This window comes from Bradyrhizobium sp. CER78, from assembly GCF_029846235.1.
Classification (GTDB): Bacteria; Pseudomonadota; Alphaproteobacteria; order Rhizobiales; family Xanthobacteraceae; genus Bradyrhizobium.
On the sequence record NZ_JARVWP010000002.1, the window covers coordinates 154582 to 175802 of the forward strand.

Annotated in this window: 24 protein-coding genes; 12 read left to right on the forward strand and 12 right to left on the reverse strand. The window is 64.9% G+C overall.

Annotated features, from left to right (window positions below):
• Positions 1-185 precede the first annotated feature (185 nt).
• From egtB to QDT69_RS03835, 3 genes are read left to right on the forward strand one after another with little or no spacing between them, the layout of a single operon-like run.
• Positions 186-1439, forward strand: a complete 1254-nt coding sequence (egtB, locus tag QDT69_RS03825) for an ergothioneine biosynthesis protein EgtB (protein ID WP_279705314.1) — start codon at positions 186-188, stop codon at positions 1437-1439.
• A gap of 53 nt (positions 1440-1492) precedes the next feature.
• Positions 1493-2461 carry an L-histidine N(alpha)-methyltransferase gene (gene egtD / locus QDT69_RS03830; protein ID WP_279705315.1) on the forward strand — a complete coding sequence of 323 codons (969 nt, stop codon included), beginning with the start codon at positions 1493-1495 and terminating at the stop codon, positions 2459-2461.
• 26 nt (positions 2462-2487) lie between these two features.
• Entirely contained in the window at positions 2488-2883 is a 396-nt protein-coding gene (locus QDT69_RS03835; RefSeq protein WP_279705316.1) for a DUF4345 domain-containing protein, read from the forward strand.
• Positions 2884-2892: 9 nt separating this feature from the next.
• On the opposite strand, the gene QDT69_RS03840 is transcribed toward QDT69_RS03835, so the two are convergent.
• Both QDT69_RS03840 and QDT69_RS03845 read right to left on the reverse strand, forming a co-directional pair.
• The gene (locus QDT69_RS03840) at positions 2893-4074 is read right to left on the reverse strand and encodes a low temperature requirement protein A (RefSeq protein ID WP_279705317.1); all 1182 of its coding nucleotides are present in this window, start codon (positions 4072-4074) and stop codon (positions 2893-2895) included.
• Between the two features lie 28 nt (positions 4075-4102).
• Positions 4103-4339, reverse strand: a complete 237-nt coding sequence (locus tag QDT69_RS03845; RefSeq protein WP_021077843.1) for a BolA family transcriptional regulator — start codon at positions 4337-4339, stop codon at positions 4103-4105.
• Between the two features lie 187 nt (positions 4340-4526).
• On the opposite strand from QDT69_RS03845, the gene QDT69_RS03850 reads away from it, so the two are divergent.
• Complete coding sequence (locus QDT69_RS03850) at positions 4527-4886, forward strand: DUF427 domain-containing protein (RefSeq protein WP_016843469.1); 360 nt, start codon at positions 4527-4529, stop codon at positions 4884-4886.
• 114 nt (positions 4887-5000) lie between these two features.
• Here the strand turns inward: QDT69_RS03850 and QDT69_RS03855 are convergent, their stop codons facing one another.
• On the reverse strand, positions 5001-5174 hold the full coding sequence (locus QDT69_RS03855) for a DUF1328 domain-containing protein (protein WP_074128140.1): 174 nt from the start codon (positions 5172-5174) through the stop codon (positions 5001-5003).
• Positions 5175-5369: 195 nt separating this feature from the next.
• Here QDT69_RS03855 and QDT69_RS03860 point away from each other — a divergent pair, with 195 nt between their 5' ends.
• The 3 genes from QDT69_RS03860 to QDT69_RS03870 all read left to right on the forward strand — a co-directional run bounded on the left by QDT69_RS03860 (position 5370) and on the right by QDT69_RS03870 (position 7082).
• On the forward strand, positions 5370-6554 hold the full coding sequence (locus QDT69_RS03860; RefSeq protein ID WP_279705318.1) for an acyltransferase: 1185 nt from the start codon (positions 5370-5372) through the stop codon (positions 6552-6554).
• The gene (locus QDT69_RS03865; protein ID WP_279705319.1) at positions 6551-6715 is read left to right on the forward strand and encodes a hypothetical protein; all 165 of its coding nucleotides are present in this window, start codon (positions 6551-6553) and stop codon (positions 6713-6715) included. The genes QDT69_RS03860 and QDT69_RS03865 overlap by 4 nt, the downstream gene beginning before the upstream one ends.
• A 106-nt stretch (positions 6716-6821) precedes the next feature.
• Positions 6822-7082: a GlsB/YeaQ/YmgE family stress response membrane protein gene (locus QDT69_RS03870; protein WP_050423597.1), complete on the forward strand. Its 261-nt coding sequence runs from the start codon at positions 6822-6824 to the stop codon at positions 7080-7082.
• Positions 7083-7186: 104 nt separating this feature from the next.
• On the opposite strand, the gene purL is transcribed toward QDT69_RS03870, so the two are convergent.
• On the reverse strand, positions 7187-9406 hold the full coding sequence (gene purL, locus QDT69_RS03875) for a phosphoribosylformylglycinamidine synthase subunit PurL (RefSeq protein WP_279705320.1): 2220 nt from the start codon (positions 9404-9406) through the stop codon (positions 7187-7189).
• 174 nt (positions 9407-9580) lie between these two features.
• Here purL and QDT69_RS03880 point away from each other — a divergent pair, with 174 nt between their 5' ends.
• From QDT69_RS03880 to QDT69_RS03890, 3 genes are all read left to right on the forward strand, one after another.
• Positions 9581-10072, forward strand: a complete 492-nt coding sequence (locus QDT69_RS03880) for a PaaI family thioesterase (protein WP_279705321.1) — start codon at positions 9581-9583, stop codon at positions 10070-10072.
• 259 nt (positions 10073-10331) lie between these two features.
• Positions 10332-12563 (forward strand): alkaline phosphatase family protein, encoded by a 2232-nt coding sequence (locus QDT69_RS03885; protein ID WP_279705322.1) that lies wholly within the window; start codon positions 10332-10334, stop codon positions 12561-12563.
• 140 nt (positions 12564-12703) lie between these two features.
• Entirely contained in the window at positions 12704-13678 is a 975-nt protein-coding gene (locus QDT69_RS03890; protein ID WP_279705323.1) for a DMT family transporter, read from the forward strand.
• 7 nt (positions 13679-13685) lie between these two features.
• On the opposite strand, the gene QDT69_RS03895 is transcribed toward QDT69_RS03890, so the two are convergent.
• From QDT69_RS03895 to purC, 7 genes are all read right to left on the reverse strand, one after another.
• Positions 13686-14423 carry a tetratricopeptide repeat protein gene (locus QDT69_RS03895; protein WP_279705324.1) on the reverse strand — a complete coding sequence of 246 codons (738 nt, stop codon included), beginning with the start codon at positions 14421-14423 and terminating at the stop codon, positions 13686-13688.
• Positions 14424-14595: 172 nt separating this feature from the next.
• Complete coding sequence (locus tag QDT69_RS03900; protein WP_279705325.1) at positions 14596-15186, reverse strand: invasion associated locus B family protein; 591 nt, start codon at positions 15184-15186, stop codon at positions 14596-14598.
• Between the two features lie 79 nt (positions 15187-15265).
• The gene (locus QDT69_RS03905) at positions 15266-16243 is read right to left on the reverse strand and encodes a tripartite tricarboxylate transporter substrate-binding protein (protein WP_279705326.1); all 978 of its coding nucleotides are present in this window, start codon (positions 16241-16243) and stop codon (positions 15266-15268) included.
• A gap of 5 nt (positions 16244-16248) precedes the next feature.
• On the reverse strand, positions 16249-16950 hold the full coding sequence (purQ, locus tag QDT69_RS03910) for a phosphoribosylformylglycinamidine synthase subunit PurQ (RefSeq protein WP_166206990.1): 702 nt from the start codon (positions 16948-16950) through the stop codon (positions 16249-16251).
• Positions 16951-16954: 4 nt separating this feature from the next.
• Complete coding sequence (locus tag QDT69_RS03915; RefSeq protein ID WP_279705327.1) at positions 16955-17533, reverse strand: hypothetical protein; 579 nt, start codon at positions 17531-17533, stop codon at positions 16955-16957.
• Between the two features lie 13 nt (positions 17534-17546).
• Positions 17547-17789 carry a phosphoribosylformylglycinamidine synthase subunit PurS gene (purS, locus tag QDT69_RS03920; protein WP_021077860.1) on the reverse strand — a complete coding sequence of 81 codons (243 nt, stop codon included), beginning with the start codon at positions 17787-17789 and terminating at the stop codon, positions 17547-17549.
• Between the two features lie 15 nt (positions 17790-17804).
• A complete protein-coding gene (gene purC / locus QDT69_RS03925) occupies positions 17805-18572 on the reverse strand; it encodes a phosphoribosylaminoimidazolesuccinocarboxamide synthase (protein WP_016843454.1) in 768 nt (255 codons plus the stop codon).
• A gap of 346 nt (positions 18573-18918) precedes the next feature.
• On the opposite strand from purC, the gene QDT69_RS03930 reads away from it, so the two are divergent.
• Positions 18919-19242 (forward strand): DUF1476 domain-containing protein, encoded by a 324-nt coding sequence (locus QDT69_RS03930; RefSeq protein ID WP_279705328.1) that lies wholly within the window; start codon positions 18919-18921, stop codon positions 19240-19242.
• Between the two features lie 52 nt (positions 19243-19294).
• Here the strand turns inward: QDT69_RS03930 and QDT69_RS03935 are convergent, their stop codons facing one another.
• Entirely contained in the window at positions 19295-20239 is a 945-nt protein-coding gene (locus QDT69_RS03935) for a LysR family transcriptional regulator (RefSeq protein WP_279705329.1), read from the reverse strand.
• 112 nt (positions 20240-20351) lie between these two features.
• On the opposite strand from QDT69_RS03935, the gene QDT69_RS03940 reads away from it, so the two are divergent.
• A complete protein-coding gene (locus QDT69_RS03940) occupies positions 20352-21179 on the forward strand; it encodes an isocitrate lyase/phosphoenolpyruvate mutase family protein (protein WP_279705330.1) in 828 nt (275 codons plus the stop codon).
• Positions 21180-21221: the final 42 nt, after the last annotated feature.

The following is a 21221-nucleotide window of genomic DNA, read 5'->3' on the forward strand; positions in this document are numbered from 1 at the left end:
ATGGCTGAAATCTGGCATGCGGCGGGGGCCGGACCGCACCCCCAAAAGCGCCGGGATTATCTGACGGCCCCAATATCATCATGGGGGGAGGCTTTTTTCCCGTAACGGAGCCCCTATCTAGGACGAACTGTCCGTCAGGAACCAGTTTGCCGAAGCAACGTTCTCCCCTGGAATCGGAGACCCATGTGACGAAACCAGCCTCTGCCGCGGCCACCACGACCGCCGACTCCCCGTCACTTTCCTCCGAATCCGCCCCGCTCGCGCAGCGGCTGGCGGACGCCTATCGCGCGGTCCGCGACGAGACCGAGCGCCGGGCTGCCCCGCTGTCGGCGGAAGACCAGCTGATCCAGTCGATGCCGGATGCGAGCCCCGCCAAATGGCACCGCGCCCATACCACCTGGTTCTTCGAGCAGTTTCTGCTCGGCGAGCACCTCAAGGGCTACACGCCGTTTCATCCGGACTACGCCTATCTGTTCAATTCCTATTACGTCAGCGCCGGCCCCCGCCATGCCCGGCACCAGCGCGGCCATCTGACCCGCCCGACCGCCGACGAAGTCACCGCCTACCGCCGCCATGTCGACGCCGAGGTGGTGAAATTCTTCCAGACCGCGACGCCTGAAAAGCTCGAGGCCCTGGTGCCGCTGGTCGAGGTTGGGCTCAATCACGAGCAGCAGCATCAGGAGCTGATGTACACCGACATCCTGCATGCCTTCGCGCAGAACCCGATCCCGCCGGCCTATGATCCGGCGTGGCGCTTCCCGGCGTCGCAGCACGGGCCGCAGGAATGGGTCACGCTCAACGAAGGCATCCACACCGTCGGCCACGGCGACGACAGCTTCCATTTCGACAATGAGAAGCCCGCGCATCGCGCTTTGGTCGGCCCGGTCAAGCTCGCGAAGAATCTCGTCAGCAACGCCGACTGGCTCGCCTTCATCAGGGACGGCGGCTATTCCACCGCCACGCTGTGGCTGATGGATGGCTTTGCCACCGTGAGCAACGAGGGCTGGCAGGCGCCCGGCCATTGGCGCGAGATCGACGGCGAATGGAAGATCATGACGCTGGGTGGCCTGCAGCCGATCGATCCGCAGGCCCCGGTTTGCCATGTCAGCTATTACGAGGCCGACGCCTTCGCCCGCTGGGCCGGCAAGCATCTGCCGACCGAGATGGAATGGGAGGTTGCGGCGCGTGCCGGCCTGCTCAACGACGCCTATGGCATCGTCTGGCAATGGACCCGCAGCGCCTACTCACCCTACCCGGGCTACCGCGCGATCGAGGGCGCGCTCGGTGAATACAACGGCAAGTTCATGGTCAACCAGCTCGTGCTGCGCGGCTCGTCGCTGGCGACGCCGTCAGGTCACAGCCGTGTCACCTACCGCAACTTCTTTTATCCGCACCATCGCTGGCAATTCACGGGGTTACGCCTCGCCGACTACGCCTGATTGATTCCAGTTGACATCAAGTGCGCGCCGGTAAGCGCGTTCAGGAGAGTATCATGAATGTGCATGCCGCCGCTTTGGCAAAAGCATATCCGTTCGACGAGGCGACCTCGGCGTTTGCCGGCGACGTGATCGGCGATCTCGCCCGTCACCCGAAACGGCTGTCGCCGAAATATTTCTACGACGCCACCGGCTCGGAGCTGTTCGAGCAGATCACGGTGCTGCCGGAATATTATCCGACGCGCACCGAGCTCGGCATCCTGCGCGATCGCGGCGACGAGATCGCTGCGATCATCCCGGACGGCGCGGCGCTGGTCGAGTTCGGCGCCGGCGCGACCACCAAGGTGCGGCTGCTGCTCGAGCATTGCGAATTCGCAGCCTATGTGCCGGTCGATATATCCGGCGATTTCCTCAAGGCCCAGGCCGACGGCCTGCGCCAGGATTTCCCCGGTCTCGGCATCTATCCGGTCGCGGCCGACTTCACCACGCCGTTCGCGCTGCCCGAGGCGGTCGCCGCCATGCCGAAGGTTGGCTTCTTCCCCGGCTCGACGCTCGGCAATTTCGAGCCGAGCGAGGCCTTGGCCTTCCTGCGCAGCGCGCGCAAGATCCTCGGCCACGGCGCGCAGATGATCATCGGCGTCGACCTCGAGAAGGACGAGCGCGTGCTGTATGACGCCTATAATGACGCGGCCGGCGTCACCGCGCGCTTCAACATGAACGTGCTGGCGCGGATCAACCGCGAGCTTGGCGGCAATTTCGACCTGTCGGGCTTCACCCACCGCTCGATCTACAACCGCGACCGCCATCGCATCGAGATGCACCTGATCAGCCGCAAGGCGCAAACCGTGCGCATCCTCGGCAACACCTTCGCGTTCCGCCCCGGCGAGAGCATTCACACCGAGAACAGCTACAAATACTCGCTCGAGCGTTTCACCGCGCTCGCCCGCAGCGCGGGCTGGACAGTGCGCAACAGCTGGACCGACGCCAACACGATGTTCTCGGTGCACGCGCTGGTCGCGGACTAGCGCCCAACCAGGACGGGGGCACGACCATGGGCCGGCCTGCGCTGCAGATCGCGACAGTGGTGCTCGCCCTCGTCCCGATCCTGACCGGCATCATCACCATGCTCGGCGTGAGCGATCCGCTCTACGCCTCGTCGGGCGTGCCGGCGCTACCGGTGCTGGACAGCAATCTGCGCTTCTTCGGCGGGGTCTGGCTTGGCCTCGGCCTCGCGCTGCTCTGGCTGGTGCCGCGCATCGAAAGCGAAAGCGTGCTGTTTCGCGTGGTCTGGGGCGGCATCTTCCTCGGCGGCATCGGCAGGCTGCTGTCGATCGTGATGGTCGGCGCACCGCCGTTGCCCTTCGTGGGCTTCACCCTGCTCGAAGTGATCGGCGCGCCTTTGTTCGTCTATTGGCAGCACCGGGTGGCAACGGCCGACCGCAGCTAACGGCCCTCGCTATTCTTCCTCTGCCGTCGACCGCAGCGAGATCGATTCCCACGCCGCGACCACGATCATGATCGCGGTGGTGACGATCGAGAGCACCAGCGGCGACATCGCGCCGGCGAAATACGCCGTGACCGCCAGCGCGATGATGCCGACACCGTGCGAGAGCTGAAGGAAGCCGCGGATCACGTATTTGAACAGGATGGTCCCGACCAGGAACAGCGCGGGGCCGCCGACCGAGCTCACGATCGTCTTGAGGTCGGAATGGCCGGACGGGTGCTTCAGCACCAGTTCGTCGGCGACCGCGGTGAGGATGATGCCGCCGACGATCGGCATGTGCAGATAGGTGTAGGCGATCCGCGCCACGCGGCCGGATTCCTCCGCCTTCGAGATCATCTCGGAGCCGGCCTCGGCGCCCTTGTGGAAATAGATCCACCACATCGCGATGCTGCCGACCAGCGCGGAGATGAACGCCGCGACATTCTCCGGCGTCCAGGTCAGCTCGGCGAAGGTCGCGCCGTCGACCACGATCGCCTCGCCGAGCGCGATGATGATGAAGCCGGCGCAGCGCTCGGCCATGTGGCCGCCCTCGACCGACCACGCTTCCATCGAGGAGAAGCCGAGCCCCGGGGTCCAGAACCGCGCGGCCGGCGCGACGTATTCGATTGTCAGCGCCGCGATCCAGAGCCACATCCGCGTCTCCTGCTCGGCGAAGCCGCCGAGGATCCAGAGCACGGCCGAGCAGCTCAGCCAGGTCAGGATGCGGATCGCATTGTGGCGTACCGCGGTCCGGTGCCGCGGCGTCGCCAACAGCCAGAACGCCGTGCGGCCGACCTGCATCGCGGCATAGGTCCCGGCAAACCACAACCCGCGGCCCTCGAAGGCGGTCGGGATCGAGGTCGACAGCAGCAGCCCGCCCAGCATCAGGACGAACAGCAGCAGGCGGACCGGCGTCAGATCGGGATTGAGCCAGTTGGTGACCCAGGTGGTGTAGACCCACACCCACCACACCGCGAGAAACAGCAGCGTGACCTGCACCGCGCCCAGCGGGGTGAAGTGGTGCAGCAGCGTGTGCGACAGCTGCGTGACGGCGAAGACGAAGACGAGGTCGAAGAACAGCTCGGCATTGGTGACGCGGCTGTGCTGGTTCGGCACGATGACGCGAAACATCGCTCCACGCGGATTGTCTGCCATCGCTCGAGGCCCCGCCGCTGGCCGGCGCCTAGCCTTCCGGCACCCCGGTCTGCAGGGCGAGCGCATGCAGCACGCCGCCCATCTGGCCTTTCAGCGATTGGTAGACGATCTGGTGCTGCTGGACGCGGGACTTGCCGCGGAATGACTCGGAAACGACAGTGGCCGCGTAGTGGTCGCCGTCGCCTGCCAGGTCGCGGATCGTCACCTCGGCGTCCGGGATAGCTGCCTTGATCATCGATTCGATATCACGGGCGTCCATCGGCATCCCAGTCCACCTCCGTCAGGTCGTTCGAATCAGGGCCGATTCGGCCAAGAAAGCCTAAGATAAAACCTAGTCCTTGAGGTCTTCTAGGTCATCCCGCCGCACACTATATTCCCATTCCCAGCGATTTAAACCTGCATCAATCGGTCACAAGCCATCACGCCGAAATGACCAGAAGAGGCGCAGAATCATGAAGCTCCCCGGCCCCGACCATCCGATCACGATCACGCCCAATGCCAAACGCGTCCGCGTCACCGCCGACGGCGTCGTCATCGCCGAGACGACCCATGCGCTGACCCTGAAGGAAGCGAGCTATCCGGCGGTGCAATACGTCCCCCGGCAGGACGCCAACATGGAGCTTCTGACCCGCACCGAGCGGACCACGCATTGCCCGTACAAGGGGGATGCGAGCTATTTCAGTATCAAGGCCAACGGCAAGACGCTGGACAATGCGATCTGGACCTATGAGGAGCCTTTCCCGGCCATGACCGAGATCGCCGGCCATCTCGCGTTCTATCCCGACAAGGTGAAGATCGAGGAAGTCGCCTAGGTCAACCTCGTCATTCCGGGACGATGCGCAAGCATCGGACCCGGAATCTCGAGATTCCGGGTTCACGCTTCGCGTGCCCCGGAATGACGGCTGCAGTTGGGACGACGACTTCCGCTAGACCCTGAATATCGTGAGCCCGAGGATCAGGAGCACCAGGAAGATCACGACGAACACGTAGAACAGGAAGCGTGCGATATCGGCGGAGGCGGCTGAGATGCCGGTGAAGCCGAGCAAGCCCGCGATGATCGACACAACAAGGAAGATCAACGCCCATTTCAGCAGTGTCATTGCTTGCTCCTCAAAGCCGCGTGCGCCCGGCGCGCCCGCCAGCCCTCCCGACAACGCCCGCTCAATATTTCAGTTCCAAATCGAAACAGACGCGCTGAGATGACCGACCTCGACACCACGGAATCGAGACAATTCGTACTTGCTGAATCGGGTTCCCAACTGCAACATCCGGCTGCAGACCCGGCTGGGGGCACCATGAAATCGATTGCTCACGCGGCTCCGGCCGTCGACGTCCAGGCAGCACCGAAGCTCCACAAGCGCAACGTCGCCCTCGATCGTGCGCGCACCTTCCTGACGCTGGTCGTTTTGCTGCACCACGCGGTGATCCCCTACACCTATTTCGGGCACACCGACCCGACGTCCTGGATCGGCTTCGACTGCATGGTGCTCGCCACCGACAGCTTCTTCATGGCGATGTTCTTCTTCCTTTCGGGGCTGTTCGTGTGGCCCGGGCTCGGCAACAAGCCGTGGCTGATCTTCCTGCGCGACCGGCTGCTGCGGCTCGGCCTGCCCTTCGTGATCTGCGCGTTCACCGTGATTCCGATCGCCTATTACGCGATCGCGCTGCGTGCGACGCCCGACCTGACCTTCTCCGAATTCTGGTGGAGGACCATGATCTACGGGCCCTGGCCGAGCGGCCCGATCTGGTTCGTCTGGGTCCTGATGGCCTTAGACCTGACGGCAAGCGTGCTGTACCGGGTGTCGTCGCGCCTGCTCGAACCGATCAACCGCCTGTCGGTCAAGGGATTTGAACGTCCCTCGAAGTTCTGGCTGTTCCTCGTCGTCGTCAGTGCCGCCTTCTATTTGCCGATGCTGGTCCATTACGGCCAGAACTACTGGTTCGAGCTCGGACCGTTCTCGGTGCAGGCGAGCCGGGTGCTGCTGTATGCGTGCTACTTCTTCATCGGTGCGGGGATCGGCTCTGCCAACTTTGAGAGCGGCCTGCTCAGCGCGCACGGACGGCTGACCGAGCGGCGCTGGTTCTGGACCGGCATCACGTTGATCCCCTATTGCCTGATGTGGGTGATGATCTACATCAAGCGGCAGATCATCGGTAACCCCGACCCGCTGCCGGGCTGGTACCTCGCGATCTACGGCAGCTTCTACGTGCTGTTCAGCGCCTCGATCCTGTTCGCGATCCTCGCCTACTTCCTGCAATCGAAGGCGGCGGGCCCGACGCTGCTCGACCGCATGCAGGGCGATGCCTACGGGATGTTCCTGGTGCACTATCCGATCGTGCTGTGGCTGCAATACTGGCTGTTCGACATGGAATTGCCGGCGATCGCCAAGGCGGCGATCGCGTTCTTCGCCACCGTGGCGCTGAGCTGGGCCGCCACCGCCGTGCTGCGCAAGATCCCGGGCTCGAAATACGTGCTTTGATCACGCTGCTCGCCGCCGCGCTTTGCAGCGCGGGGGTCGCGGGCGATCTTGATGTAGCGGTCGGCAGCACGAACAGCGTAGCGATCACCACGTTGCTGCCGATGACGAAACGGCTCGCCGCAGCGTCGGCATGGAGCAACGGCGCGAAGCGGCAGGCTTGACGGCAAATCGGGACCGACAAGTTGCGCACACCCTGCCATTGGTCACATGCCGCCGGGTGATTCTCAGGTATGCTGGCCGGACTGCTTGACCCTAGGGAGTCCCAGAATGAACGACCCTCAAGTTGGATGGATCGCGGCAATCATCGTCGGCGGATTGGCCGGCTGGCTCGCCGAAATGATCATGAAGTCCGGAACCGGCATCTTCATGAACATCATCCTCGGCATCGTCGGCGCCGCGCTGGCGAACTGGCTGTTGGGTCTGATCGGCGTGTCGCTCGGCGGAGGCTGGATCGGCTATCTCGTCGCCGGCTTCATCGGCGCCTGCATCATCATCTTTGCGTGGCGCGCGGTCCGCGGCGCAACCTAGCGCGATCCAAAGGATCGGGCTCGCACAAAAAGAAATAGCGCGATGATGGGATCATCGCGCCATTGAGATCTTTGCGGCACGCGGTAGCGCCTGATCGGATTGGATCAGGCGGCAGCACCGCGCATGTAGTTCGGCAGCCAGTGCTCGAAGGCGCGGGACAGGCTTTCGACGGTCACCGGCGCCTCGCCGGCGACCGCAATGGCATCGCCACCGGTGGTGCCGATCCGTGCGCAGGGCACGCCTGCACCCTTCATCTTGGCCAGCACGAGACCGGCATCCGCCGCCGGCACGGTGACGATGTAGCGGGCCTGATCCTCGCCGTACCAATAGGCATGCGGCACGATCGACGACGGCGCCGCCAGCAGCTGTGCGCCGATGCCGCTTGCGATCGCCATCTCGGCGAGCGCGACCAGGAGCCCGCCGTCGGAGACGTCATGCACCGCGGTCGCGGTGCCGGCGCGGATCATGCCGCGTACCACGTCGCCGTTGCGCTTCTCGGTGGCGAGATCGACCGGCGGCGGAGCGCCCTCCTCGCGGCCGCAGACGTCACGCAGGTAAACCGATTGGCCGAGCCAGCCTTGCGTGTCGCCGACCAGCAGAATCGCCTCGCCGGCCGCCTTGAACGCCAGGGTCGCCGATTTGGTGAAGTCGTCGAGCACGCCGACGCCGCCGATCGAGGGCGTCGGCAGGATGCCGCGGCCGTTGGTCTCGTTGTAGAGCGAGACGTTGCCCGAGACGACCGGGAAGTCCAGCGCAACGCAGGCTTCCGCAATACCCTTCAGACAGCCGACGAACTGGCCCATGATCTCAGGCCGCTCCGGATTGCCGAAATTGAGGTTGTCGGTGATCGCGAGCGGCCGGCCGCCGACCGCGGTGATGTTGCGCCAGGCTTCCGCAACCGCCTGCTTGCCGCCCTCGAACGGATCGGCCTCGCAATAGCGCGGCGTGACGTCGACGGTGAGCGCAAGCCCCTTCGGCCCGTCCTCGACCCGGACCACCGCGGCATCACCGCCGGGACGCTGCATGGTGTTGCCGAGGATGACGTGGTCGTACTGCTCCCACACCCAGCGCTTCGAGCACAGCTCGGGCGTGCCGATCAGCTTGGTCAGCGCCTCAGTGATGCCGATCGGCGGCTTGACGTCCTGACCGCGGATGACAGGCAGCGCGTTCGATGCGACGTGCGGACGGTCATAGACCGGCGCCTCGTCGCCGAGCTCCTTGATCGGCAGATCGGCCATCACATCGCCGCCATGCTTGACGACGAAGCGCTTGGTCGGCGTGGTGTAGCCGACGATGGCGAAATCGAGCCCCCATTTGCGGAAGATCGCCTCGGCCTCTTGCTCCTTCTCGGGCTTGAGCACCATCAGCATGCGCTCCTGGCTCTCCGAGAGCATCATCTCGTAGGCGCTCATACCGGTCTCGCGGGTCGGCACCGCGCTGAGGTCGAGCTCGACGCCGAGATCGCCCTTGGCGCCCATCTCGACCGCCGAGCAGGTCAGGCCGGCCGCGCCCATGTCCTGGATCGCGATCACGCAGTCCGCTTCCATGATCTCGAGGCAAGCTTCGAGCAGCAGCTTCTCGGCGAAGGGATCGCCGACCTGCACGGTCGGGCGCTTCTCCTCGGAGGCGTCGTCGAATTCGGCCGAGGCCATCGAGGCGCCATGGATGCCGTCGCGGCCGGTCTTGGAGCCGAGATAGACGATCGGCATGTTCACGCCGGAGGCCGCCGCGTAGAAGATCTTGTCGGCATCGGCGAGGCCCACGGCCATCGCGTTGACCAGGATGTTGCCGTCATAGCGGGTGTGGAAACGCACCTGGCCGCCGACTGTCGGCACGCCGAACGAATTGCCGTAGCCGCCGACGCCCGCGACCACGCCGGACACCAGGTGCCGGGTCTTCGGGTGCTCCGGCGCGCCGAAGCTCAGCGCGTTCAGGCAGGCGATCGGGCGCGCGCCCATGGTGAAGACGTCGCGCAGGATGCCGCCGACGCCGGTGGTCGCGCCCTGGTAGGGCTCGATATAGCTCGGGTGGTTGTGGCTCTCCATCTTGAAGACCACGGCCTGGCCGTCGCCGATGTCGATCACGCCGGCATTCTCGCCGGGGCCCTGGATCACCCAGGGCGCCTTGGTCGGCAGCCCGCGCAGATGGATCCGGGACGACTTGTACGAGCAATGCTCGTTCCACATCGCCGAGAAGATGCCGAGCTCGGTGAAGGTCGGAACCCGCCCGATCAGCTTGAGGATGCGCTCGTACTCGTCCGGCTTCAGCCCGTGGGCGGCGACGAGTTCGGGGGTGATCTGGGGCTCGTTCTTGGTCGCGGTCATGGGACCCTTAATAGGTAGATCGAACGGGGACGAAAAGGCCTTTTACGGCCCATTTCCGGCCTGTCCAGAGCTTTGCGGCGGTTGGACGCCGCTTGGGGTTGGTACCCGGGATTTGCACAATGGGGATGGATCGGATTTAAGGACCCGAACCCGATAATTGAAGGCCCAGATTTCGTGAACGAGCTCGCCCCCACCGCACTCAACACCGCATTCAACCGCCGCCCCGACCTGCACGTCGAAACCGAGGGCGAATTCGCCGGCTGGCGAACCTGGACGCGGGACAATTTCGAGACCCATACCGGCCCGTTTTACCACCGCATGGACGAGAACGGCCGCATCTCCTGCGCGTTCCGGGTCGCCAAGAAGCACCTCAATGGCTCCGGCAACGTCCATGGCGGCTGCTTCATGACCTTCGCGGATTACTGCTTGTTCGCGCTCGCGGCCTCGGTGCTCCAGGGCCCCGGCGTCACGGTCTCGTTCGCCTCGGAATTCCTTGATGCGGCCCGTGAGGGCGATTTGGTCGAATGCACCGGCGAGGTCACCCGCGCCGGCGGCTCGCTGATCTTCGTGCGCGGCATGCTGACATCCGCCGAGCGGCCGCTGTTCACCTTCTCCGGCACCATCAAGCGCGTGAAGCGGAAGGCACCCGCGGAGCCGACTGCGTAAGCGCGCGCGAACACGCGAGTCTTGTGAATACAAGTCGTCATCCGGCCGTTGCATCGGCGCGGATTGAATCGAATGCCGAGCGCTAGCGCGTTGTGTTCACGCGTGTTCTTCGCGTGAAGCAATGCTCACCGCCGTTGCGACGCGACGACGTGCTGTCGTTGCGTCGTCGCGCATGCGTCACATGCCCGTCAGCCAAGCTTCCGTAGATTGCCGAACGGTTTCCGTCTGTGCATTCGCGCAGTGAGGTTGGGGCATTCTCATGAAATTGAAGACGTTCGTTTCCGTTACGACGGCGATGTCGCTTGTCGCATCGCTGGCATGGACCGCAACTCCGGCGCGCGCCGGACAGGACGGCGATAATGGCGATCGCGGCAGCGATTCCCGCGGTCACGATCAGGATCAGGACCAAGATCATGACGGCGATCATCATGGCCGCAAGCCGCGCGTGGTGATGATCTCGCTCGACGGCGCAAAACCCGATTTCATCCAGAAATTCATCGAGGAAGGCGTGCTGCCGCGCGACGGCGGCCTCGCCCGGCTCAGCCGTCGCGGCGCAGTCGCGTTGCAGAACGTGACGGCTTCACCATCGCTCACCGCAGTATCGCACATCGCGATCGCGACCGGTTCGACGGCAGTTCATAACGACATCCCCTCGAACACGTTCCAGCCGATCGTCGGGCCGATCTCCAGCAGCATCAGCGGCTTCGCGGCCCCGATCGGCGGCTACACCGAGAGCCCGCTCGGGCCGTCGGCGCACCCGACGGCGGAGCCTCTGTGGGTGCAACTGCGCCAGCAGGGCAAGAAGGTCGTCACCGCGACCTGGCCCGGCGGCGACGGCGCCGACATCTCCATCAACAAGACCGTGGTGCAACCGGCCCAGCCGACCCGTGTGACCGACTTCACGGTGCCGTTCGGCGCGTTCGGCGGCATCGGGGCCCAGGGCTTCACGCTGTCGCGCAGCGACTTCGTTGCTGATCCGGGCATCGTCGCGGCGCTGCAGGCTGCGGGCCATTTCTCGTTCAGCCCGGTGCTGGTGACCTCAGCACCGATCGAGACGTTCTCATGTTCCGCGGCAGCGACCTCAACCTGCACCAATGCCTCGACGCTCGACGTCAAATATTCGATCCGCGTCGCCGCGATCGACACGACAAATGATCGCAAGGTGAACTACGACACGCTGGTGTTCTTCGACGAGAACCGCGGCATCACCGCAGGTCCGTTCCATGCACCGTCGACCGGGCCGGCCTATGCCAAGTTCGGCGGCGAGAACGCGCCGTTCTTCTTCGAAGGCAGCGGCGCCAAGGTCGGTGCCGCCTACTTCGTCTCGGCGCTGTCGCCGGACCTCTCGGTGGTGCGCTTCGCCCGCTACAGCGCCAACTACATCCCGCGCAACACGCCTGTTCTCGCCGACGTCGACGACATCAACAACAACATCGGGTTCTGGCGTGCGCAGGCCGACTTCCGGATTCCGGAGCGCCTGAGCCCGGGCTTCACCAACTTCCCCGACGTCGAGATCGAGACGATGTACGAGGACATGGTGAAGACCTTCGTGCGTTACCAGGCCAATATCGGCGAGCGTGCCATCAAGACCCATCCGGACGCGGACCTCGTGATGGTCTATATCGAGCAACCCGACGGCTCCGAACACCAGTTCCTGCTCACCGATCCGCGCCAAGGCACCAACCCGACCGATCCGAATTCGATCGGCGCCAACCAGGATCCCGCCAAGGTCAAGCGCTACGCCTCCTACATCCGCTTCGCCTACCAGACCGCCGACAAGGCGGTGAAGCAGATCGCCGATGCGGCGGGCCATGACAGCAACGTCGTCGTGGTGTCGGATCACGGCTTCGCGCCGTTCCACACCTCGGTCAATCTCACCAACATCCTGCGCAACGCGGGCATCGACACCAGCAAGGTCGGCGTCCGCACCTCGGGTCCGGCCGCCGACATCTACGTTAACCTGCAGAACCGCGAGCTCGGCGGCACCGTCGATCTGGCGACGTACCGGGCCCTGGTCGCGCAGATCACCGACGCGGTGAAGAACGCGGTCGATCCCAATGCACGCTTCAACTACTCGCTCAAGGAGCAGCGCATCTTCACCGTCGTCGAGACCCGGCCGCTGCAATGCGACGTCGGTACCGGACAGTGCACCGGCAAGACCGTCGGCCAGGACTATGGCGACGTGTTCGCGCTGATGGCGCCGGGCTACAATTTCGACGGCGTGCAGAACCCCGGCGTCGCGCGTCAGGGCGATGCACCGTTCAGTGCGGCGACCACCGCGCTGTCGATGCCGAATTTCTACGGCGCCCATGGTCACGACCCCGAGCTCCCGGTGATGAGCGCGACATTCATCGCCGCGGGGCCGCAGATCCGCAGGGATACCGTGGTGCGGCACATGCGCAACATCGACGTGGCGCCGACCATCATGCGGATCCTCGGCACCACACCGCATCACGTCGATGGCGAGGTGCTGAGCGAGGTGCTGCGCTAGTATCTCAGCTAAATTCCGTGCGACGGACGCCACGCGCGTCCGTCGCTTTTCACTATTGAACCACCGCCTCTAGCCTTTCGCCCTGTGGCCAAGCTACATTCGCCCCATCGCGCGACAATGCGCGAAGGGAGCCAATCAAGGTGCCGAAGAGCACAGCGAACACGGGCGGCGTGACGGCTCCCGCGATCACGCCCAGCCTGTCCACCGCGCCCGGTGCGCGCGGCTGGCGCGACTACGCGCTGCTGCTGGCGCTCGCATGCTGCTGGAGCTCGACCTATCCGCTGACCAAGATCGGCCTCGGTTCGATCCCGCCGGTCACTTTCATTTCCGCCCGCTCGCTGGTGGCGGCAGCCTTCCTGCTCGTCGTGCTGCGGATCCGCGGCATCCGCGTCCCGACCGACATCAAGGCCTGGAAGCTGTTCGCATTCCAGCAGACCATCAACTCGACGATCCCGTTCCTGGTGATCACCTGGGCGCAGCTCTATGTGCCGGCGTCCAACACCGTGGTGCTGGCCTCGACGACGCCGATCTTCGCCTTCCTGATCACCTGGGCGATCACGCGGCACGAGCCGGCCTCGCTGCTCAAGCTGGCCGGCGCGATCCTCGGCCTCGCCGGCACGGTCGCGATCATCGGCCTCGACGCGCTCTCGGGCTTCGGCAAGGAAATATTCGCGGAGATCGCGATCCTGCTCGCCACCGTCTCGTTCGCCTGCGCCACGATCTTCGGGCTGCGGCTGTCGGACTACGATCCGATGGTGGTCGCCGCCGGCTCGCTCTTGTTCGGCGGCACTGTGCTGCTGCCGGTCGCCCTGACTATCGACAATCCCTGGACGCTGCATCCGACGCCGCAAGCGCTGGTCGCCACCGTCGTGATGGGCATCTTCTCCAGCGCATTCGGGTTGATGCTGTTTTACATGTGCCTGACGCGGCTCGGCACGCTGACGACCAATGCGCAAGGCTATCTGCGGATTCCGATCGGCGTCGCGCTGTCGGTGATCCTACTCGGGGAATCCGTGCCGTCGAACCTGGCACTGGGACTCGTGCTGGTCATGTTCGGCGTCGCCGCGATGACGGTGCCGGGCGATGCGGTCAAGCGCTGGCTACGCCGGGGGTAGCCGCAGCTCAAGTCGATAGCTGCTTCTCGGCGATCGAAAGCCATTCGGCCTGCGCATCGCGCAGATATTTCGGCGCGCGCCGCATCTGGATCAACAGCTCGTTGAACACGATGCGCGCCTCGGCGGTGCGGCCGACCAGCTGCAGCAGCAGGCCATAGCGGACCCGCGCCTCGGCGCCCGGAAAATACTGCGACACCGCCTGATACTCCTCCAGTGCCTCGTCGAGCCGACCCAGCTCGGCGAGCGAACGGGCATAGAGCAGATGCCCCTCGGCGGATTCGAAATCCGGCCAGTGCTCGCGCAAGGCATCGAGCGTCGCCAGCGCCTCGGCCGGCTTCTTCCGCGCGAACTGGGCCTGCGCCTTGGCAAGCGCGTAGGCCGGATCGTCGCCCTGCGGCAGCCGCAACACGTGGTCGTAGTGGCTCTCCGCCTCCTCGTAACGCCCGATCGCCTGGCACTCCGCGGCCAGCGCCGCGCGGTTGGTGATCGTGTCTGATGTCGCGAGCCGGTCGGACAGATCGCGATACCGCTTCTCCGGGTCGAGCCGGTTGGCGACGCGCTTGCGCGCCTGCGCGGCGCCCGGTCCGCCCCACCATTCCGGAATCAGCTCGACGACGATGTAGGCGAGCGCGCCGATCAGCGGCACCATCAGGATGATGAAGGCCCACGGCTGCAAGCGCCCAGTACGTGAGGCGTGATAGATCAGCGTGATGTCGAGCAGCAATACAACCAATGCAACAGGCATTGCGGATCCCCGCGAACCGGACAGTCCATCCCAATCGCCCCCGTCATAACGTGCCCGGCACGCTGCGACAATCCCCGGTTGCCATGCCGGCCGTGCTAGCGTGAAGAGATTGTGAAACGGAGGCGATTATCCCCGCATTGGTCGCAGACCGAACAGTCCAGGTTCACCGTCCCTATTGCGCTTCGCAGCGGGCCCTGCGCTCCTCTTCAGCGCGCTTTTCCTCTTCTGACGTCGCCTGCATTTCCTCCTTCGAGAGCTCGATCACCGTCGTCTCTTGTGGTGGTCCATCGTAGGCATCAGCGAAGCCGGCAAGTGGTACGATCAGGCTGATCGGCGAATTGGCCTTGTCGATTGCCTCCAGGGCAAGCGTATGCCCTTGCTTGAGCTGATCGACCAGATCCGGACCCGCGTCGTAGTCTGCGAAGCAACCGCTGGCAAAGCAGCTCGTGAAGGGCCGCTCAATCGCCTGCGCCTGGTCGAGGATGATCCGAACGCCGCGTTCCACCTTCACCCGGGTCGGCAGGATGACGCGCAACGTTTTCCTGGTATTTCCGGTGCGCGCGATGAGCGTGGCTGATACGACCGGCCCGCAGTCGACGCTCTCTATCTTCAATCGACCGTCTCGCCCGACGAAGCATGCATCGCCCAAGCAGACCTTCGCCCAGGGTGAGTAAGTCAAGCCAGACTGTTCGCCGGTCGCGGCACCGGCAACGAGCCAAGCGAGCGCCACGCCGGCGCAGCATCGCAACACCACACGGCGCATGACCGCATCCCCGATCAAACCTGAACGCAGGCTTGCAGTAGACTGTGTCCACAATAGGGAGTTGCACGCCGCAAAGCCGCTACTTCTTGTCGTCCGCCAGCAGCGCGCGGTATTTCGCGACGTCGCGGGTCACGAGTTGCTGCAGCGCCTCCGGCGCGAGTTCATCGGCGTCGGGGGCGACCGTCGAGAGATCGAGGAAGCGCTTCTTCACCGCTTCGCTTGCGACCGCGGTGCGCGCAGCGGCGTTGAGCCTGGCGATGATCTCGGGCGGGGTGCCCTTCGGCGCGAACAGTCCGTTCCAGCCCTGCGCCTCGAACTCGGGCAGCCCGGCCTCTGCCGAGGTGGGCAGCTCCGGCAGCGAGGCGAGCCGCACCGTCGAGCCGACCACGACCGCCTTCACCAGTTTGTCGTCGATCGCCTGCGACACCGAGGCCGCGGCATCGCAGACGCCGTCGATCTGGCTGCCGATCGCATCGGTCAGCGCCAGCGCGGCGCCGCGATAGCCGACCAGCTGCACGTCGATCCCGGCGGCATGCACGAAGCTCTTGCAGATCAGATAGTTCGACGAGCCGACGCCGGCATGGCCGAGATTGACCTTGCCCGGGTTCTTCTTGGCGTAGTCGATGAAGTCCTTGAGGTCCCTGGCCGGAAAATCCTTGCGCAAAGCGACGATGCCGAAGGTTTTCGCCACCACGGCGATCGGCGCGAAGGAGTCCGGCGTGAACGACAGCTTTGGATAGATCGTGTAGGTCGCGGCGTTGGTGCCGGCATTGCCGATCGCGATCGTGTAGCCGTCCGGCTCGGCGCGTGCCGCGCGGGTCAGCGCGGTCGAGCCGCCGGCGCCGCCGACATTCTCGATGATGATGCTCTGGCCGAGCGCCGCGCTCATCTGGTCTGCGACCGCGCGCGCAATTACGTCGGAGGTGCCGCCGGCCGTAAACGGCACGATCATCGTGATCGGGCGCTTTGGGAAGTCCTGCTTTGGGAGTTCCTGGGCGTTGGCCGCTGACGCAAAAACGAGTACCGCGGCCGCGGCAAGGCACCACCGCCCCAGCATTTCCGTTACGCCGCCTTCTCGAACTGCTGGACCAGCCCGGCGAACAGGCCGCGGCCGTCGGTGCAGCCCATGATCTCTTCGACGTGGTTCTCCGGATGCGGCATCATGCCGAGCACATTGCCGCGCTCGTTGACGATGCCGGCGATCGAATGCGCGGCGCCGTTGAAGTTGGAGGCCTCGTCGACCACGCCATCGGCCGAGCAGTAGCGGTAGAGCACCCGCCCGTCGCCCTCGAGCCGCTTCAGCGTCTCCTCGTCCGCCTCGTAATTGCCCTCGCCATGCGCCACCGGCACGCGGATCACCTGGCCGGCATTGTAGCCGCGGGTGAACGGGGTGTCGGAGCGCTCGACCTTCATATGCACGTCACGGCAGACGAATTTCAGCCCGGCATTGCGCATCAAGACGCCCGGCAGCAGGCCGGACTCGCAGAGGATCTGGAAGCCGTTGCAGACGCCAAGCACGAGCCCGCCCTTGGCGGCAAAGTCGCGCACCGCGTCCATGACCGGCGCGCGCGCCGCGATCGCGCCGCAGCGCAGATAATCGCCGTAGGAGAAGCCGCCGGGCACCACCACGAGGTCGGTGCCTTTGGGCAGCGCGGTCTCGGCATGCCAGACCATCGCGGTCTCGTTGCCGGATGCGAGCTTGAGCGCGCGCGCCATGTCGCGCTCGCGGTTGATGCCGGGGAAGACGAGGACGGCTGATTTCATTGCATCACCTGGTTTTGGGCGCCAGCACGAGCTTCGCTGCGGCGGCAAACTTTGCGTAATTGTCGTTGCTGGCCTTCTCGTCGCGCGCCGAACTGATCAGGCTGGCGGAGCCTTGTCCGCCGATCAGCAAGCCGCTGACTTGATACTCGCTTGCGCCATCGGCCGTCACGGTCAGGCGCCGTGCCTTGAACATGCGCGGCGTCGCCGTGCCCTTGTCGCCGTCAACGCCGAGCAGCGTAATCCGCTGTCCGGGCGTCCGCTGTTCCAGCGCCTTGATGATCTGCTCCTGCCCCGCACGGAACTGGTCGAGCGTCATCTGCTTTCCGCCGGTATAGTACCGGTAGCTCACCTTGGAGCCCGCGCCGCAGGACGACTGCGTGCAGCGGAACATGTGCACATCGGAGCCGCGGCGCTCGTAGCTCCATCCGCTGACCAAGAATGGCGGCGCCTCCGTAGTGGCGGAGGGTGGCGGCGGCGCCGATTGCGCCGAGACACCGCCGCTTCCAGCAACCGTCAGCAGGGCAGCCAACAACGATCGAACGACGATACGGTTACCGCCAGCAGCGAGGGTAGCTGTTGTCATCTGGCGCGCCCGGCTAGCTCAGGACCTCGACCCGGTAGTTCTCGATCACAGTGTTCGCCAGCAGCTTGTCGGCGGCGGCCTTCAGCGCCGCCTCCGCCTTGGCCTTGTCGGTCGCGGCGAGCTCGATGTCGAACACCTTGCCCTGCCGAACGCTGGCGATGCCGTCGACGCCGAGCGACTTCAGCGCGCCCTCGATTGCCTTGCCCTGCGGATCGAGGATGCCCGACTTCAACGTAACAGTCACACGTGCCTTCACGATTGCCCCTTAAGCTTAGCTCTTCACCAGGACCGGGCCGCTGCCGGCCGGCCGCTCGTTTTCGATCAGAATGCCGAGCCGCTTCGCGACCTCGGTGTACGCTTCGAGCAAGCCGCCCAGATCGCGGCGGAAACGGTCCTTGTCGAGCTTCTCGTTCGACTTGATGTCCCACAGCCGGCAGGAGTCCGGCGAGATCTCGTCGGCGACGATGATCCGCATCATCTCGTTCTCGAACAGCCGTCCGCACTCCATCTTGAAGTCGACGAGGCGGATGCCGATGCCGAGGAAGAGACCGGTCAGGAAGTCGTTGACACGGATGGCCAGCGCCATGATGTCGTCGATCTCCTGGGGTGTTGCCCAGCCGAAAGCAGTGATGTGCTCTTCCGACACCATGGGGTCGTTGAGCTGGTCGTTCTTGTAATAGAACTCGATGATCGAGCGCGGCAGCTGGGTGCCCTCTTCGATCCCGAGCCGCTGCGACAGCGAGCCGGCGGCGACGTTCCGCACCACCACCTCGAGCGGCACGATCTCGACCTCGCGAATCAGCTGCTCACGCATGTTGAGGCGGCGGATGAAGTGGGTCGGCACCCCGATGTCGTTGAGGTGCTGAAACAGGTACTCCGAAATCCGGTTGTTGAGGACGCCCTTGCCCTCGATCACCTGGTGTTTCTTGGCATTGAACGCGGTCGCGTCGTCCTTGAAGTGCTGGATCAGGGTTCCCGGCTCGGGGCCTTCGTAAAGCACCTTGGCCTTGCCTTCATAAATGCGGCGTCGACGGCTCATTGGGATGTACCGTGTTTTGTTGAAATCCATGAATTTGGGTGCTCCGGATGACTTGGGGTTACGACCCACGACGGAGCTGCCGCGGAGGCCTGGAACCTGAGCTATCCAACTGGAAACAGAACAAGAACCACACCTGTTGGCAACCTATCTGATTGGCCCATCCAGCACAATCGATAGTGCCCCCTTGCGGGCACTTATACCGCGCTATCGAAAAGGGCCGATTCCGCCTGTTTTGCCTGCGGCTTAACGGCTCGTTGTCTTGCCGATTCCTCCCACCTATTTAGGCAGGCATCGGGGCCGCCGCAACGAGCTGCGGCGCATTCAGCAGGGGATTGGAACTTCGGCCATGAGCGAATTCGACAAGCGCGAGGAAGGTTTCGAGAAGAAGTTCGCCCTCGATGAGGAGCTGAAGTTCAAGGCGGAAGCGCGCCGGAACAAGCTGCTGGGCTTGTGGGCCGCCGAGAAGCTCGGCATCACGGGCGACGCTGCCAACGCCTATGCCAAGGAAGTGGTGGCCGCCGACTTCGAGGAAGCCGGCGACAATGACGTCCTGCACAAGGTGCTGAAGGACCTCACCGCCAAGGGCCAGCCCGCCACCGAGCGCGACATCCGCGCCAAGATGGATGAGCTGCTGGCCGTTGCGGTGACCCAGGTGAAGGCAGGAACCTGAAAGCAGGAAGCGCGAACCTGGGCTCAGCCCCGCAACGCTCCAGTACGACCTTCTACGCGCGCCGAACATTGTTCCGGCGCGACGTGTTTGTACCCCTCGCTTTGGTGAACTCAGCGCGGATGATGTCGAGCAGACGGCGCGACGCGGCGCTGAGGAAGCCGCCATGCCGCGTCACCGCGACGACCTCGTGGCTTGCGCTGAGATTGCCGACGCGAATCGTCGCGATCGTCGAGGCGCGCAGTTCCTCCGCCGCATTGCTATGTGACAGCAGCGCGATCCCGAGCCCCGCCTCGACCAGCCGTTTCTGCGCGGTCAGGCTGTCGACCGGCGTCCATGCGATCTCGCCGAGCCCGTGGGTCAGGAACAGGGCGAACACATGAGAGGCGGTGATCTCGCGCCGTCCCGGCACTTCGGGAAACGCGATCCACCGCTCGTCCCTCAGATCGGCGAGCTTGCCGACCCGGCGTCCGGCCAGCGGGTGGTCCGGCGCACAGACCACCCCGAGCGGCTCGGCGCGCAGCACCTCGCAATCGAGCTCGCCTGAGCGGTCCTGATCGTAGCGCAACCCGATCGTCGCCTCGCCGCGCCGGATCAAATCGCTGACCTCCGCGCTGGTCGCGGTGCGCAGCGTCAGCGTGACATCGGGATGCTCGCGGGCGAAGCGCTTCAGCACCTTCGAGAGCCGCTCGCCCGCAAGCGTGCCCGTCACCGCCAGCGCCACCGGACCGGAATTGTCGCGCAGCAGCGCGCGCACCGCGTTCTCGGCATCCTGCGCTGCCGCCACCGCGCGTTCGGCATAGGGCACCATCACCCGTCCGGCATCGCTGAGCCGCGTCTTGCCGCCGATGCGCTCGAACAGGGGCACGCCGAGCTCCTGCTCGAGCAGCGCGATGCGCCTTGAGATAGCCGGCTGCGAACGATGCAGCGCCTTGGCGGCGTTGGAGATCCCGCCGCGGCGAAGCACCACTAGGAACGTGTTGAGCGCGTCGCTGTCCATCTCTGCCTCATGCAAAAAGCTGATGATATCGAAAGAAATAACAAATTTGTCTGATGACCGAAACCGCCCTATCGCTGCAGCCAGTCGCTTTTCCCAGCCATCAGGAGTTCACATGCGCACCCAGGCAGACAAGGCAGCACGGTTTCGCGAGCTGCATCAGCGGCCCGGCGCCTTCATCATTCCAAATCCGTGGGACGCCGGCACGGCGAAGCTGCTCGCGGCGATGGGCTTCGAGGCGCTCGCGACCACCAGCCTCGGGGTCGCCAACACGCTCGGCCAGGCCACAATCTCCCTCGATGCCATCATCGAGAACTGCCGGGTGATATCGGAGGCCACCGACCTGCCCGTCAACGCCGACCTGGAAAATTGCGGCGCCGATGATCCGAAGACCGCGGCAAAGGCCATCGCGCGCGCGGCCGAAGCCGGCGTCGTCGGCGGCTCGATTGAGGATTCGACCGGCGATCGTGAGCGCCCGATCTACGACTTCTCGCTCGCGGTCGAACGGGTGCAGGCGGCGGTCGAAGCCGCCCGCGCCCTCCCCTTCCCGTTCACGCTGACAGCGCGCGCGGAGAACTTCCTCTGGGGACGCAAGGACCTCGACGACACGATCAAGCGGCTGCAGGCGTTCGAGGCCGCCGGCGCCGACGTGCTGTATTCACCGGGTCTGTACGATATCGGCACCATCAGGACCGTGGTCTCGGCCGTGAAGCGGCCGTTCAATCTGGTGATGGGTTTTGCCGATCCGACCTTGACGGTCGAGCAGCTGTCGGCCGCCGGCGTCAAGCGCATCAGCGTCGGTGGCGCGATGGAGCGCCACGCGCTGGCTGCGTTCCTGCGCGCTGCCCGCGAGATGAAGGATAACGGCGCGTTCACCTTCGTCCGCGACATGGCGCCGGTGAAGGAGGTGCGCGAGGCGTTCGCGGCCGCCAAGAGCGAATAGAGGGTAGCGAGTAGCGAATGGAGAACCCGGTTCGCTACTCGC

Coding starts and splice junctions, on each gene's coding strand:
- QDT69_RS03845 (WP_021077843.1), bottom strand. CDS start 4,339: ATGCCGATGGACGCCCGTGATATCGAATCGATGATCAAGGCAGCTATC.
- QDT69_RS03905 (WP_279705326.1), bottom strand. CDS start 16,243: ATGCTGGGGCGGTGGTGCCTTGCCGCGGCCGCGGTACTCGTTTTTGCG.
- QDT69_RS03900 (WP_279705325.1), bottom strand. CDS start 15,186: ATGCGCCGTGTGGTGTTGCGATGCTGCGCCGGCGTGGCGCTCGCTTGG.
- QDT69_RS03895 (WP_279705324.1), bottom strand. CDS start 14,423: ATGCCTGTTGCATTGGTTGTATTGCTGCTCGACATCACGCTGATCTAT.
- QDT69_RS03885 (WP_279705322.1), top strand. CDS start 10,332: ATGAAATTGAAGACGTTCGTTTCCGTTACGACGGCGATGTCGCTTGTC.
- purC (WP_016843454.1), bottom strand. CDS start 18,572: ATGAGCCGTCGACGCCGCATTTATGAAGGCAAGGCCAAGGTGCTTTAC.
- QDT69_RS03850 (WP_016843469.1), top strand. CDS start 4,527: ATGAAGCTCCCCGGCCCCGACCATCCGATCACGATCACGCCCAATGCC.
- QDT69_RS03870 (WP_050423597.1), top strand. CDS start 6,822: ATGAACGACCCTCAAGTTGGATGGATCGCGGCAATCATCGTCGGCGGA.
- QDT69_RS03940 (WP_279705330.1), top strand. CDS start 20,352: ATGCGCACCCAGGCAGACAAGGCAGCACGGTTTCGCGAGCTGCATCAG.
- QDT69_RS03860 (WP_279705318.1), top strand. CDS start 5,370: ATGAAATCGATTGCTCACGCGGCTCCGGCCGTCGACGTCCAGGCAGCA.
- QDT69_RS03930 (WP_279705328.1), top strand. CDS start 18,919: ATGAGCGAATTCGACAAGCGCGAGGAAGGTTTCGAGAAGAAGTTCGCC.
- purL (WP_279705320.1), bottom strand. CDS start 9,406: ATGACCGCGACCAAGAACGAGCCCCAGATCACCCCCGAACTCGTCGCC.
- purQ (WP_166206990.1), bottom strand. CDS start 16,950: ATGAAATCAGCCGTCCTCGTCTTCCCCGGCATCAACCGCGAGCGCGAC.
- QDT69_RS03840 (WP_279705317.1), bottom strand. CDS start 4,074: ATGGCAGACAATCCGCGTGGAGCGATGTTTCGCGTCATCGTGCCGAAC.
- egtD (WP_279705315.1), top strand. CDS start 1,493: ATGAATGTGCATGCCGCCGCTTTGGCAAAAGCATATCCGTTCGACGAG.
- QDT69_RS03835 (WP_279705316.1), top strand. CDS start 2,488: ATGGGCCGGCCTGCGCTGCAGATCGCGACAGTGGTGCTCGCCCTCGTC.
- QDT69_RS03935 (WP_279705329.1), bottom strand. CDS start 20,239: ATGGACAGCGACGCGCTCAACACGTTCCTAGTGGTGCTTCGCCGCGGC.
- QDT69_RS03915 (WP_279705327.1), bottom strand. CDS start 17,533: ATGACAACAGCTACCCTCGCTGCTGGCGGTAACCGTATCGTCGTTCGA.
- QDT69_RS03855 (WP_074128140.1), bottom strand. CDS start 5,174: ATGACACTGCTGAAATGGGCGTTGATCTTCCTTGTTGTGTCGATCATC.